General features: G+C 65.5%; 12 protein-coding genes. 6 read left to right on the forward strand and 6 right to left on the reverse strand.

What is annotated here, in order from left to right; genetic code table 11:
• Positions 1–32: 32 nt before the first annotated feature.
• A complete protein-coding gene (locus tag K359_RS64295; protein ID WP_245284556.1) occupies positions 33–215 on the reverse strand; it encodes a hypothetical protein in 183 nt (60 codons plus the stop codon).
• Between K359_RS64295 and K359_RS0108410 the strand changes: the two genes are divergently transcribed.
• Entirely contained in the window at positions 147–1922 is a 1776-nt protein-coding gene (locus tag K359_RS0108410; protein ID WP_245284555.1) for a winged helix-turn-helix domain-containing protein, read from the forward strand. The genes K359_RS64295 and K359_RS0108410 overlap by 69 nt on opposite strands.
• On the opposite strand, the gene K359_RS58670 is transcribed toward K359_RS0108410, so the two are convergent.
• Both K359_RS58670 and asd read right to left on the reverse strand, forming a co-directional pair.
• On the reverse strand, positions 1923–2720 hold the full coding sequence (locus K359_RS58670) for an NUDIX hydrolase (RefSeq protein ID WP_084518323.1): 798 nt from the start codon (positions 2718–2720) through the stop codon (positions 1923–1925). It lies immediately after the preceding gene.
• A gap of 124 nt (positions 2721–2844) precedes the next feature.
• Positions 2845–3714, reverse strand: coding sequence for an archaetidylserine decarboxylase (asd, locus tag K359_RS0108420; protein ID WP_029078952.1), 870 nt, complete (start codon positions 3712–3714; stop codon positions 2845–2847).
• Between the two features lie 34 nt (positions 3715–3748).
• Between asd and K359_RS0108425 the strand changes: the two genes are divergently transcribed.
• Positions 3749–5413: an aminotransferase class III-fold pyridoxal phosphate-dependent enzyme gene (locus K359_RS0108425; RefSeq protein ID WP_029078953.1), complete on the forward strand. Its 1665-nt coding sequence runs from the start codon at positions 3749–3751 to the stop codon at positions 5411–5413.
• Between the two features lie 282 nt (positions 5414–5695).
• Here K359_RS0108425 and K359_RS0108430 read toward each other — a convergent pair whose 3' ends face one another.
• The 3 genes from K359_RS0108430 to K359_RS0108440 form a co-directional block, all read right to left on the reverse strand.
• Positions 5696–6313: a hypothetical protein gene (locus tag K359_RS0108430; RefSeq protein ID WP_029078954.1), complete on the reverse strand. Its 618-nt coding sequence runs from the start codon at positions 6311–6313 to the stop codon at positions 5696–5698.
• Between the two features lie 247 nt (positions 6314–6560).
• Positions 6561–7250 (reverse strand): methyltransferase domain-containing protein, encoded by a 690-nt coding sequence (locus K359_RS0108435; RefSeq protein ID WP_029078955.1) that lies wholly within the window; start codon positions 7248–7250, stop codon positions 6561–6563.
• 33 nt (positions 7251–7283) lie between these two features.
• On the reverse strand, positions 7284–8339 hold the full coding sequence (locus K359_RS0108440) for a glycosyltransferase family 1 protein (protein WP_029078956.1): 1056 nt from the start codon (positions 8337–8339) through the stop codon (positions 7284–7286).
• Between the two features lie 138 nt (positions 8340–8477).
• On the opposite strand from K359_RS0108440, the gene K359_RS0108445 reads away from it, so the two are divergent.
• The 4 genes from K359_RS0108445 (at position 8478) to K359_RS0108460 (ending at position 13410) form a co-directional block, all read left to right on the forward strand.
• Positions 8478–9860 (forward strand): TAXI family TRAP transporter solute-binding subunit, encoded by a 1383-nt coding sequence (locus K359_RS0108445; protein WP_029078957.1) that lies wholly within the window; start codon positions 8478–8480, stop codon positions 9858–9860.
• Positions 9861–9976: 116 nt separating this feature from the next.
• Positions 9977–10759: a sulfite exporter TauE/SafE family protein gene (locus K359_RS0108450; protein ID WP_035976367.1), complete on the forward strand. Its 783-nt coding sequence runs from the start codon at positions 9977–9979 to the stop codon at positions 10757–10759.
• Between the two features lie 186 nt (positions 10760–10945).
• Positions 10946–11635, forward strand: coding sequence for a L,D-transpeptidase (locus K359_RS0108455; protein WP_051346056.1), 690 nt, complete (start codon positions 10946–10948; stop codon positions 11633–11635).
• Positions 11636–11841: 206 nt separating this feature from the next.
• Positions 11842–13410 (forward strand): DUF4403 family protein, encoded by a 1569-nt coding sequence (locus K359_RS0108460; RefSeq protein WP_029078960.1) that lies wholly within the window; start codon positions 11842–11844, stop codon positions 13408–13410.
• Positions 13411–13462: the final 52 nt, after the last annotated feature.

Raw genomic sequence — 13462 nt, forward strand, 5'->3', positions numbered from 1 at the left:
CGTCGACGCTGACTGTCCTTACCGCGGCCTGATCATTGTCTGATCTTTGCCTGATCTTTGCCTGAACCTTTTCCGCCGAGCCCGCACACATAGACATGGCCTTCGGATTTGGACTGTTCGAGCTTGATGAAGCTGGCCGCGTCCTGCTGTGCGCGCGGCATGAGGTCCCATTGCAGCCGCGTGTGTTCGATTTGCTGGTTTACCTTGTTCGGCACCGCGACCGCGTCATCTCCAAGGAAGAACTGCTTGAAGCCATCTGGCCGGATGTGACGGTCACGGACAACTCGCTGCAGCGCGCGGTGAGTTCGTTGCGCGCCGCGCTGCGCAAGGGTGGCATGGACGGAGCGATCCGAAATCTCCCAGGCAAGGGATATCGGTTCTTTCACGATTCCGAGATCAAGCAGCCGGTACCTGCTGCGCACAATTCAGACGGCACAATCGGTGCAATCGGAGCAATCGGTCTCGCCCGACGCGCAGCGGCCGGACAATTATGGCTGCAGGCGGCAACCTTGTTTCAGAGCGCCGATGAAGACGGCGCGCTCAGCGCCGAAGATCTGCACGATTGGGCGCTCGCGCTGCAATGCCTCGGCAGAGCCGCGGCAGCTATCCCTGTTCTGGTTCGCGCGGTCGGCGCAAAGAGCAAGGCGGGCGACGCTGCCGGGGCAGCGGTCGACGCGATCGCGCTCTCGGGTTTGCATTTCGAGAGCGGTCAAGCCGCGATCGGAAAAGGCTGGCTCGCACGCGCGGAAGACTGGACCGCAACGCTCGACGATCCTCCGACGACGGCCCTGCTGCTATGGATGAAGTCGAAACTGGCTGCCTTCGATGGCGAGCCGGAACAGGCACTCGCGTTGGCCGACGCTGCCTACGCTGCCGTCAGATACAAGGATGCACTCAACATCGAAGCTCTGAGCCTCGCCTATCGCGGCTTCTATCGGCTATGCCTCGGCGACACCCATGGCGGACTGGCCGATCAGGACCACGCCGCCGCGGTCGCACTGTCCAGCAACAATCTGGACCCGATCATGGGCGGCAACCTCTACTGCAACATTCTCTGGGCAGCCCGGATGTTCGGAGATTGGGCACGGGCCGACCAGTGGACACGGAGCTACCAGAGTTTCTGTTCGAGCAGCGGCATGGAACTGACGGGTTCATGCCAGCTGCATCGCTCCGAGGTGCTCGGCGTCAGGGGCTCGCTCGACGAGGCGCTGGCTCGGATTCAGGACGCGCTCGCGCGCCTGACCAGCGATGCGCCGTGGTCGATGGGCGATGCCAACCGGGTGCTTGGCGACATTCTGTCTGCGATCGGCAATGATGACGCAGCGCTTGAAGCCTATGACAAGGCCTACACGCTGGGCTGGTGCCCGGAGCCGGGCCGCGCGATGTTGCTGCTCGCAAGAGGCGAAGCGGAAGCCGCGCATGCGAGCCTCGAACGGAGCCTGATCGGCAAGACCTGGTGGACCCTGCAGCGGCGGGGAATCCTGCTCGCGCATCTGGCGCTGGTTGCGGCACACACGAATCGGGCCGGTCAGGCCAAGGCATTGATCTGCGAACTTTCGGGAAGTCCGGATCGCTGGCCGATGCCCTCGATCCGCGCGCTCACCAACGAAGCGCAGGCGATCCTCGCGCTGTCCCGGCAGGATCACGAAAAAGCCATGCGGCATCTCCATCTCGCCCGCCAGCTCTGGTCGAGCATCGACGGACGGGTCCAGATCGTGCGGCTGAGGCTTCAGATCTGCAGGCTCCAGCTGGAGCACGGCGACATTCGCGGCGCCATGGCCGAGGTTCATGCGGCACAGCTCGTGGCACGTGAATTGGGTTCGCCCAAGCTCAGCAGCGACTGCATGGCCTTGCAGCGTGAGATTGACGGCTGGCAGCCAGCCGCGGCTCCGGCTGTACGACGTCAGGGCATCGGCCGCTGATCAGGCCGCGCGGCGCAGCCAGTCGCGCACGCGTTCGATCAAGTTCTTGCGCGGCCTGGGCTGGACGGTCATCGCACCCGGCGCGATGTCGCGCAGGGATGACGACGGCGCTTCGGATGCGGTCGCCTCCGCGACATGCTCCGCCTCGACCACGTCGCCAGCCTCCGCAGCGCTGCGGTCCGGCGCCATCGCCGGCGTGTCGCCTTCGCTCTCAGCCAACGCCGTCGGTTCGATGGCCGGCATCTCCGCCAGCACGGGCGCATCAGCGACGTCAGGCGGGTTGACGGCGTCCTGCTCCTCGATGACCGGCGGCCCCATCGCCGCGCGGCTGCGCCGCCGCTCCGCGGCCGCAGCGCGTGCCAGCGCCCGCCGCTCACGCTCGGCATCCGCTGCGGCCTGCAGCGCGATCGGTCCGACATTTTCCAGGAACGCACGCTCATAGCCGCGCGACAGACGCTCGAGCGCCGCATCGAGCGGCAGCCAGTCGACCTCCCTGATGTCGCTCATCAGCGCGCGCACCGGCTTGCCGCCGGCTTCCATGCGCCAGTAATGCACCACCTTGGAACGGCCGCCGGAATCATAGACCAGCGTGCCGAGGAATTCGTGCACGTCGACGTCGTGGCCGGTTTCCTCCAGCACCTCGCGTTCGGCGGCATCGCGCGGCGTCTCACCGTCGTCGAGCTTGCCCTTCGGCAGCACCCACTCATTGCGCTTGCGCAGGCGCACGACGGCAAAGCGCGGCGGTGTCTCCCGCCGCAGCACAATGCCTCCCGCCGCCAGCACCGGCGTCCGCGCCATCTCGTGTCCCAAAGTTTGCGATTTGAGATCGTCGCACGACGATCCCCGCTATTCTAAAGCATGATCCGGAAAAGTGGAAACCGGTTTTCATGCTCAAAAAATGACGCGTCGGGCAAAAAAGCGATCACATCGCAGGCTTTCGCAGCAGCGGCTCGCCGCATTTGATCCGCGCTCCCTCCGCGACGTTGTCGCAGAATTCGAAATTGCCGGGCGCGAGCACGATGATGGTCGAGCCGTGCTCGAACCAGCCGAGCTCATCGCCCTTCTTGACATGTTCGTCGCAGGGGAAATCCACCGGACCCCGCGACTGCGCGTTCAGCGTGATGTCGAGGAAATGCAGGCGGAGGCTCGCCACCAGGATGGCGGCGACCGGAACCAGCGTCAGCGCCTCGCCGGTCGCAAGCTTCCCGCGCAGCACCGCGCGCTCGTTCTTGCAGAACAATCGCTCGATCCGCTTCAGCGCGATCGGATTGACGTTCCAGACGTCGCCATGAATGAACGTCACCTTGTCGATCGCAAGGTCATAGGGCGCGTGGAAGCGGTGATACATGCTCGAGGTCAGCCGCAGCGTGACGAAGCGGCCGTTCCTGTGCTGCTCGACCAGCGCGGGATCGCCGAGCAGATCGAGCAGCGAATAGGGCGCGCCCTTGACCTGGAACAATTGGGTGTCCTCGATCCGCCCGTGCGCCCCGACGATTGCATCCGACGGGCTCGCGATGACGGCGGGATCGGCCGCGGCCGGTCGCAGGCCGGGCTTCAGCTCGCGGGTGAAGCAGTCGTGCAGGCTCTTGAACTCGGTCTTCTTGGCCTCCGACAGATCGAGGTCGGAGAACAGCTTCCAGCAGGCGATCGAGGCGTCGCGCACCAAGGGGTTCTCGACCTTGGAGAACCAGCCCATGAAGCGGGTCAGCGCCGCCCGCGGAATCCGGTTGGTGAGCAGGAAATTGAGGTCCTCCTGCTGGGTGAATGCCGAGATCAGGCCCTTGACTGTCATGAATTTGTTAGGTGCCGAGGCTAGCGCTTCTGTCATGGAAACATCCCTTCCGATTCTCTCGCTGTCCGCCGCCGCGCTCGCCGGCGCCGCCGCAGCTTTCCCCAAAGTCAAAGCCCGGCTTGCCCTGTCGCGCGCCAAGCACCGCTCGCTGACCGGGCATTCCAAGATGTCCAAGATGGTGGCGCGCCTGGTCCCGCACTACGAATTCGACATCGACGCGTTCTTCCGCTCCGACGGCGCGCCCGCCGACGTCGCGATGCAGCGCCAGGACGGCTTCTTCCGGCTCGCCGGGGTGTACCAGGACCGCTACCCCAAGGGCCGCGCGCTCACCGCCGAGGTGACGGAGCGCATCTCCGATCTGCAGTTCACCGAGACCTACCGCGTGCCGTTCCCGTACAGCCGCCTGGTGCGCGAGCATCTCAGCACCTCGGCCTTCGTGCAGGCCTCCAGCGGCGTCACCGTGACCGATCTCGACGGCAATCAGTTCTACGACCTGACCGGTTCCTACGGCGTCAACATCTTCGGTAACGACTTCTACAAGGAGTGCATCACCGAGGGAGAGAAGCGGGCGCACGCGCTCGGTCCGGTGCTCGGCCCCTACCACCCGATCATCGCCGACAACGTCAAGCGGCTGTGCGAGATCTCCGGCCTCGACGAGGTCTCGTTCCACATGTCCGGCACCGAGGCCGTGATGCAGGCCGTGAGACTCGCGCGCTACCACACCAAGCGGACGCATCTCGTTCGCTTCGCCGGCGCCTATCACGGCTGGTGGGGCGAGGTGCAGCCCGGCGTCGGCAATCCGGTGTCGCCGCACGAGACCTTCACGCTCGCCGACATGTCGGAGAAGACGCTGCACGTGCTGAGGACGCGCAAGGACATTGCCTGCGTGCTGGTCAACCCGCTGCAGGCGCTGCATCCGAATGCCAACGCGCCCGGCGATTCCGCGCTGGTCGACAGTTCGCGCTCCTCCCGATACGACCGCGCCGCCTACACCGAGTGGCTGAAACAGCTGCGCGAGGTCTGCACCGAGCGCGGCATCGTGCTGATCTTCGACGAGGTGTTCGTCGGCTTCCGCCTCGCCGCCGGCGGCGCCCAGGAATATTTCGGCGTCAAGGCCGACATGGCGACCTACGGCAAGAGCCTCGCCGGCGGCCTCCCCGTCGGCGTGGTTTGCGGCCGCAAGGATCTGATGCGGCGCTTCCGCGACGACCGTCCGGCCGACATCTGCTTTGCCCGCGGGACCTTCAACTCGCATCCCTATGTGATGACGGCGATGGACGAGTTCTTGAGCCGGCTCGCCAGCCCGAACTTCCGCTCGATCTACAACGGGCTGGACGAGACCTGGAACGGCCGCGCGACGGCGCTCAACGACCGCCTTGCCGCTCAGGGCCTGCCGGTTCGCGTCGGCAACATCTCGTCGATCTGGACCGTCTATTACACCGAGCCGTCCCGCTACAACTGGATGCTGCAATACTATCTGCGGGCCGAGGGGCTGGCGCTGAGCTGGGTCGGCACCGGCCGCCTGATCTTCAGCCTGAACTACACCGACGCCGATTTCTCCGAGGTTGCCGACCGCTTCGTCGCGGCAGCCGAGAAGATGAAGCGTGACGGCTGGTGGTGGCACAAGGAAGGCCTCACCAACAAGAACATCAAGCGGCAGATCCTGAAAGAGATGGTCGCCGTGAAGTTCGGCCGCTGAGGCCTTATCGGCCCTGACGCTTCCACGGGCTCCCCTCACCTCTCCCGCTTGCGGGGGAGGTCGTAGCGCATCGCGAGATGCGCTACGGGTGGGGGCTCTCTCCCCACAAAGATTATCGCAAGCGGTGACACCCCCACCCCAACCCTCCCCCGCAAGCGGGAGAGGGAGCGCAGTCCCGTTGTATTGAGCGGTTCGGCCTGATCGGTTCACAGGTGTCCCAAGACGTAGATGCCCGGGACAAGCCCGGGCATGACGCATTTCGGAAAGATGAGGGATCAACGATCAGGCGTGCTTGACGTGCTTCTCGAGGCCCGGATCGATCAGCTCGCCCTTCATCAGGAACAGCGGCGCCTTGTGATAGAGCTTCAGGTCGTTGAAGGGGTCGGTGACGATCTTGGTCATCCAGACGAGGCCGGTCTCGATATCGCGGATGAAGAACAGATGGACAGTGCGGAACAGGAGGCCGCCGATGCCGACGAAGAGCCAGACCTTGGCCACTTGGCGGGTGAAGTCGCCCATCGTGACCCAGGGCTTGAACAGCCCGAACAGGGTCGGATCGAAATACAGCACCATCGGCGACAGTGCCCAGATCGCCATCAGCACGACCTTGCGCTGCAGGTTGTAGCCGACCTTGATGTCTTCCTTGTGCTCGTGGGTGGCCTGGTTGACGTGGTCATAGCCCTTCGGCTCGAAGAAGAAGTGACCGGCCTGGCGTGAGGTCATCGAGACCAGCCAGCCGACCAGCGCCGACACCACCGGATCGAAGAACAGCATCACATAGGCGAACAGGAAGCTCAGCGCGCTGACGAAGTGCAGGCTCTGGTTGATCCGGCTGTGATGATAGAAGCGGTGGTCATCCCAGCGCTGGGTACGGAGCTCTTGCAGGAAGTTCTTGATCATTGGTTCCCCCAACATCTTTCGGGACTGGATTTACAGGGATTCGATGTAGCGCGTGTGACATCATCATAATGACATATGACAATGCGGAGCGACGCCTTGACGCAACTTGAGAAGGGTCTCGCCTCATCCCGAACAGGTTCACGGGGATGAGGCGAAAGATATCGCGGCCTCCCGGTTGAGGGTGCGCCGTGCGCACCCTCAACCGGCAGGATCGAGGCTTGGCCCGCCTGGGCCGCCTCAGGCCCTATCAGGCGGCCTTGGCCACATCCGCCTTGCGGAAGCGGACCAGCGAGAAGTGGCCGAGCGGCGGGATCAGGCGGCGTTCCGCGAGCTCCATGCCGCGCGCGCCGGCGAGCCACTTGGTGTAGCGCGACCAGGCGAATTCGGCGGTCCGGAACCCGAGCGGGCGCACCACCGGCTGCAGCTTCTGCTCGATGAAGCGGCGGACGCCGGCATCGGCGCTGACCCGGGTCAGGATGATCAGCTCGCCGCCCGGACGCACCACGCGGGCGAACTCGTCGAGCGCGGCTTCCGGGTTCGGCACCGCCGACAGCACGTACTGCGCCATCACCACGTCGAACGAATTGTCGGGGAATTCGAGCTTCTCGGCGTCCATCACCGCGAGGCCCTCGACATTCTTCAGGCCCTGCTCGGCAACCCGCTTCCTGGCCTTGTCCAGCATCGCTTCCGAGATGTCGGTGCCGAAGATGCGGACGTTCTGGCTATAGAGCGGCAGCGAGATGCCGGTGCCGACACCGACCTCGAGCACGCGGCCACCGATCTTGTTGGTGGCCTGGATCGCAGCCTGCCGGCCCTTGCTGAACACGCCGCCAAACACGAGGTCGTAGATCGGTGCCCAGCGGTCATAGGCCTGCTCGACCGTCTCGCGGTCGAAGTCCATGGAACGGTCGGCACCCAGCTTGATGATTTCAGCCATAGATAGTTTCTCGTCTCTCGTTCGGTTGAGCTGTTAATTCGGAACCGCACTGCGGCCGGCAACGCGGCGGGCGGGCCGCGGCGCGCGGCTCGGCTGCAACGTGGCCAGATTGCCGATGAACTGACGCGCACTGTTTTCCCAGGAACGCTCCAACGCAAAATTGCGGCAGTCGGCGCGCGACATCGTCAGCGCACGCAGGCAGGCGGCGCGCAGGTCGTTGTCGATCGCGCCGATCGGATGGTCCGCGATGACGTCCTTCGGGCCGGTGACCGGGAACGCCGCGACCGGCGTGCCGCAGGCCAGCGCCTCGAGCTGCACGACGCCGAAGGTGTCGGTCAGGCTCGGGAACACGAAGACGTCGGCGGCGGCGAGGTGCGAGGTCAGATCCTGGCCCTTCTTCTCGCCGAGGAAGATCGCGTCGGGATATTTCTGCTGCAATGCCGCGCGTTGCGGACCGTCGCCGACCACGACCTTGGAGCCCGGCAGGTCGAGCGACAGGAAGGCGTCGAGATTCTTCTCCACCGCGACGCGACCCATGGTCATGAAGATCGGCCGCGGCAGATCGAGGGTGGCCGGCTGGTCCGGATTGAATATCCTGGTGTCGACGCCGCGGGTCCAGAAGCCGAGCCTGCGGAAGCCGCGTTCGGCAAGCTCTGATCGCAGCGAGTCGGTCGCGACCATCGTCATCGATCCGGCAGCGTGGAAATGCCGCAGCACCGCATAGCCGACGCTGTCGGGAATGCCGGTGCGCACCGAAACATATTCCGGAAAGCGCGTGGTGTAGGAGGTGGTGAAGGCGAGCTTGTTGCGCTGGCAATAGCCGCGCACCGCCCAGCCGATCGGCCCTTCGGTCGCGATATGGATCGCCTCGGGTGCCGCCTCCTCGATCCGGCGCGCGATCTCGCGGTGGTTCGGCAGCGCCATCTGCAGGCCCGGATAGGTCGGCACGCCGACCGAGCGGAAACCGTCGGGGGTTAAGAATTCGATGTCGGCGCCGAGCCCGGCTGCGCTGCGCGCAAGCGACGTCAGCGTCCGGACCACGCCGTTAACTTGTGGATGCCAGGCATCGGTCGCAACGAGAATGCGCATCGCAGGAGATCCAAATCGTTAATCTTGATTCTGCTCGCACGACGTTCTGACATGGATGTTTCAAACGTATGACGTCATCGAAATGTTAGGTTGTTTTTCGCGGCAAACCGCCGCTTTTTCGTGTATCGTGACAGTGAGATGTCAGAGCAGAGTGAAAATCCCGGCACCACGCGCCGCAGGCTCCGGCGGCGAAACTCGTCGCTCTTGATCCTTGCGACCGGCATGCTTTTGTTCGGCCTCGCCGCCGGCGCGCTGTTCTATGGGCTGCGTCCGGTGACGCTCTCGATCGCGGTCGGCCCGACCGGCAGCGAGGACGTCAAGCTGATCCAGGGCTTCGCACAGGCCTTTACGCACGACGCGAGCGCGGTGCGGCTGAAGCCGGTCACGACGCAGGGCTCCGCCGAAAGCATCGCGCTGTTCACCGCTAACAAGGTCGACCTCGCGGTGGTCCGCGGCGATCTCGATTTGCCTGCGAGCGCCGAGTCGGTTGCGATCCTGCGCAAGAACGTCGTCGTGCTGTGGGCGCCCTCGGGCGGCAAGGGCAAGCGGCGATCCGCGAAGATCAAGAGCATCGACGATCTCGCCGGACACAAGGTCGGCGTGGTCGGCAGCACCCCGGCCAATGTCACGCTGCTGCGCGTGATCCTGACCGAGTCCGGCGTCAACCCCGACAAGGTCGCGGTCGGCCAGTTCAAGACCAGCCAGATCGCCGACCTCGCGCGCGATCCCTCGCTCGACGCCTACATGACGGTCGGCCCGCTCGACAGCAAGATCACGTCGGATGCGATCACCGCGACGGCGGCCACGCGCGGCGAGCCGGTATTCCTCCCGATCGATGTCTCGGAAGCCATTGCGCAGAAGCATCCGCGCTACGAATCCGAGGAGATCGCCGGCAGTATCTTCTCGTCGTCGCCGGCGCGACCGGAAGACAAGGTCGAGACTGTCGGCGTCAATCACCTCATCATCGCGCAGCATCGGCTTGACGACGCCACGGTCGGCGCGCTCGACCGGCAATTGTTCACGCTGCGGCTCCAGGTCGCGCGCGATCTGCCGGCGGCCTCCAAGATCGAGAAGCCCGACACCGACAAGGATGCCGCGCTGCCGGCTCATCAGGGCGCGGCGGCCTATATCGACGGCACCGAGCGCACCTTCCTCGAAAAATACTCCGACTACATCTGGGGCGGCATCCTGCTGATCTCCGGCCTCGGCTCGGCCGGCGCCTGGCTGCGCCACTACATGAAACGCGAGGAGCGCGAGCACTACATCACCCATCGCGACAATCTGCTGACGCTGATCTCGCGGGTGCGCGGCGCCGAGACGACGGAGGAGCTCGCGGCGATGCAGAGCGATGCGGACGCGCTGTTGCGCGAGGCGCTCGATTGCTATGACGACGGCGCGATCGAGGAAGGCGATCTCTCGGTGATCGGACTGACGCTCGAGCAATTCCACCACGCCGTCACCGACCGCCGCGCCGCGATCAACGGTGACCGGCCGGGCCTGCCGAGGATGCGCGCCGGCTAGGCGCGCGCACGCCGATTGCACCGAGAGCAATGTGCACCGAGAGCAATGTTTGGATTGCGCGTGCATGCGCGCGTGGCCATGTTGAGTGCGACCACAACACTCCGCACGACACCATGATGATCGCCTCCGCCATGACAGACATGCCCGCGCCGTTCGTGCTCGCGGTCGCGCTGGCTGGAGTGTTCCTGATCGCCTTCATGAAGGGCGCGTTCGGCGGCGGCTTTGCCATCGTCGGCATCCCGCTGCTCTCGCTGGCGATGGATCCGATCGCGGCGGGCGCGCTGCTGGCGCCGCTGTTTGTCGTCATGGACATCACGGCGCTGCGATTCTGGCGCCCCAACACCTGGTCGCGCACAGACCTCGCGATGCTGCTGCCGGCGCTCGTGATCGGCATCGGCATCGGCTATTTCGTGTTGCGCGATCTTGACCGGCATGCCGTCGAGATCGTGATGGGGCTGGTGACGCTGGTGTTCGCCGCGCTGTGGTTTCTCGGCGGCGGCGAGATCAAGCCGCGCCCGCGCTCGACGATCAAGGCGACCTTCGCCGGCCTGTCCTCCGGCGTCACCACGATGGTGGCGCATTCGGGCGGACCGCCGCTGGCGATCTATTTGCTGCCGCTCGGCATGTCGAAGACGCTTTACGCCGGCACCACCAGCCTGTTCTTCACGGTCGGCAACCTGCTGAAGGCCGGTCCGTGGCTCGTGCTCGCCACGCCCTCGCGCGGCCTGTGGATCCTGATGGCGCTTTGCGTGCCGGCCGTGCCGGTCGGCGTCTGGGCCGGTTGGCGGTTGCACGAACGCCTCGACCAGCGCGCGCTCTACCGCGCCTGCTACGCCATTCTGGTCATCACCGCGGCCAAGCTGCTGTGGGACGGATTGGCCGGATACGTCCACCCCTGAGGTCTTGCCGTCCCTCCCGGCAACCCGCCCTTAACCGCTCGACGAAACACGGACGAAACAAATCCCTAACGGCACGAAACCATTTTGGCGATTTCGTGCAAACGTCCTGAAACGCCTGATCTGTACTTGTTTGACCCAACGACGCGCCGGAACTGGCGCGCAGGGCGCAAACAACAGGGGTCGACAATGTTCAATTCCATCAAGCTGAACGCACGTCTCGCTGCCGCCGCCTTCGGTGCGCTGGCGATCGGTACCGTCGCTTTCTCGAATTCCGCCGCGGCCGCGCCGCTGCCGATCTTCCCGTTCATCCTGACGCCGCCGACCCAGGCGGTGCAGCCGCCGGTGCAGTCGATGCCGCAGGCGCAGGAGGAAGACCGTTCGGTTGAATTGCCTGCCCGGCTGCGCCGCCAGGTCGTCACCTATTCGACCCGTGAGGCGCCGGGCACCATCATCATCGATACCCCGAACACCTATCTCTACCTCGTGCTCGGCAATGGCCAGGCCATGCGCTACGGCATCGGTATCGGCCGCGACGGTTTCACCTGGTCGGGTACCCAGACCATCACCAAGAAGTCGGAATGGCCGGATTGGACCCCGCCCCCGGAAATGATCGCCCGCCAGCCCTATCTGCCGCGCCACATGGCCGGCGGCCCCGGCAACCCGCTCGGCGCCCGCGCCATGTATCTCGGCGGCACCATCTATCGCATCCACGGCACCAACGCGCCGGAGACGATCGGCACCCGCGTCTCCTCGGGCTGCCTGCGCCTGACCAATGCAGATGTCTCCGACCTCTATTCGCGGGTCAGCGTTGGCACCAAGGTGATCGTGCTGCCGATGACCGACCGCCGCGCCGACCTCGGCTCAGCCACCCGCTAAGCCGGACATATCGAGACATCGACAACGGCCCCGGTGCCACGCCGGGGCCGTTGTCCCGTTCATAATCGTTAACCTCCGTGGCGATCGCTTGGCGATCTCTGGCCGCGACCTGCTTCCGCCCCCGAACCGGCTTGATCCGGCCACACTGGCGCCCTGCTCGGGGGGCCTGTACAACCCCGGTCAAGTTCATTTCTACCGGGGGGATGATGCGTCTACCGATGCATCCAAGGACGATAGCGCTCGGGATCACGGTGGTGCTGATCTCGTTCGTGATCAGCCTTAAGGCGATGGATTGGCTGGCGCCGAGCGCCACCGTGCCGTCGCCGCAGCTCACGCAACTGCCGCCGCTGCCGCAAGCGCCGCGCTCCTCGACGGTCGTGGCGCAAGTCTCGGTCGCGCTGTCGGCGATCCGCGACGCCGCCGAACGCGGCGCGCCGAAGACCTTTGGCGGCAAGGCCGACAATCCGGTGCAGCAGATCCTGCAAAATGCCGATATCAGCTGGACGGCATCGCGCGGGCCGATCGCGGCGACCGGCGCGCAGGACGTGCTGACGCTGACGACCCCGATCAGCGGAACGCTCAAGGTCACCGGTTCGCTGTCGGCGCAGGCGACCGGCGCGGTCAGCAACGCCCTCGGCAGCCTGCTCGGCGGCAATGTCGCCAAGCAGATCGGCGCGGTGAACATCAAGAACGTCAACGCCAACGCCGAGATCAAGGGCAGCGTCACCCTGACCTCGCGGCCGAAGCTCGGTGCGTCCTGGCGGATCGAGCCGAACCTGCAGGCGCAGGTCAATCTCGGCGACACCAGCCTGTCGGCCGCCGGCGTGCGCATCAGCGTGCCGGCCCAGGTCAAGCCGGTGATCGACAAGGCGGTCGCCGACCAGATTTCCGTGGTCGAGGCGAAATTGCAGAACAACCCGGTGTTCCAGAACAGCGCCCGCGCGCAATGGACCAAGGCCTGCCGCTCGATCCCGCTGCAGGGCACCGGCGGCACGTCGTCGATGCCGCCGATGTGGCTCGAGCTGAAGCCGATCCGCGCGATCGCCGCGCAGCCGAAGGTCGATGCGTCCTCGATGATCCTGACGATGGGGATCGAGGCCGAGACGCGGATCACGGAGACGCAGACCACCCCGAACTGCCCGTTCCCGGAAAAACTCTCGATCGTGCCGCCGATGCCGAGCCAGGTCGCGGTCGGCCTGCCGGTCGACCTGTCCTTCACCACGCTGACCCAGCTGGTCGAGGCGCAGCTCAAGGGCAAGACCTTCCCCGAGGACGGTTCCGGCCCGGTCGACGTGACCGTCAAGAGCGCGAGCATCGCCGCCTCCGGCGACCGGCTGTTGATCTCGCTCCTGGTGCACGCCAAGGAAAAGACTAGCTGGTTCGGCCTTGGCGCTGAGGCGACCGTGTACATCTGGGGCCGGCCACGGCTCGACCAGCAGGCGCAGACATTGCGGCTGGCCGACGTCGAACTGGCGGTCGAATCCGAGGCCGCGTTCGGCCTGCTCGGCGCCGCCGCGCGCGCGGCGATCCCGCACATGCAGCAGGCCCTTGCCGACCGCCTGGTCGTCGACCTGCAACCGTTCGCGAGCAACGCGCAGCGCAAGATCGCCGCCGCGATCGCCGATCTGCAGAAGAACGAGGAAGGCATCCGCGTCGACGCCGAGGTCAACAGCATCCGGCTCGCCGGCATCGAGTTCGATTCGAAGACGATCCGGGTGATCGTCGAAACCGACGGTACCATCAAGGCCGCCGTCACCGCGCTCCCGGCGCTGTAAGGACGCGGATTCGGCTGTTCCGCCCGTCCGCCATGCCCAGAAAGTCGTCTTT

The organism is Bradyrhizobium sp. th-b2, assembly GCF_000426785.1.
Classification (GTDB): domain Bacteria; phylum Pseudomonadota; class Alphaproteobacteria; order Rhizobiales; family Xanthobacteraceae; genus Bradyrhizobium; species Bradyrhizobium septentrionale.

What these genes read in the sequence shown, in the direction of transcription:
- K359_RS58670 (WP_084518323.1), bottom strand. Translation starts at nt 2,720, where the DNA reads ATGGCGCGGACGCCGGTGCTGGCGGCGGGAGGCATTGTGCTGCGGCGG.
- asd (WP_029078952.1), bottom strand. Translation starts at nt 3,714, where the DNA reads ATGACAGTCAAGGGCCTGATCTCGGCATTCACCCAGCAGGAGGACCTC.
- K359_RS0108425 (WP_029078953.1), top strand. Translation starts at nt 3,749, where the DNA reads ATGGAAACATCCCTTCCGATTCTCTCGCTGTCCGCCGCCGCGCTCGCC.
- K359_RS0108430 (WP_029078954.1), bottom strand. Translation starts at nt 6,313, where the DNA reads ATGATCAAGAACTTCCTGCAAGAGCTCCGTACCCAGCGCTGGGATGAC.
- K359_RS0108435 (WP_029078955.1), bottom strand. Translation starts at nt 7,250, where the DNA reads ATGGCTGAAATCATCAAGCTGGGTGCCGACCGTTCCATGGACTTCGAC.
- K359_RS0108440 (WP_029078956.1), bottom strand. Translation starts at nt 8,339, where the DNA reads ATGCGCATTCTCGTTGCGACCGATGCCTGGCATCCACAAGTTAACGGC.
- K359_RS0108445 (WP_029078957.1), top strand. Translation starts at nt 8,478, where the DNA reads ATGTCAGAGCAGAGTGAAAATCCCGGCACCACGCGCCGCAGGCTCCGG.
- K359_RS0108450 (WP_035976367.1), top strand. Translation starts at nt 9,977, where the DNA reads ATGATCGCCTCCGCCATGACAGACATGCCCGCGCCGTTCGTGCTCGCG.
- K359_RS0108455 (WP_051346056.1), top strand. Translation starts at nt 10,946, where the DNA reads ATGTTCAATTCCATCAAGCTGAACGCACGTCTCGCTGCCGCCGCCTTC.
- K359_RS0108460 (WP_029078960.1), top strand. Translation starts at nt 11,842, where the DNA reads ATGCGTCTACCGATGCATCCAAGGACGATAGCGCTCGGGATCACGGTG.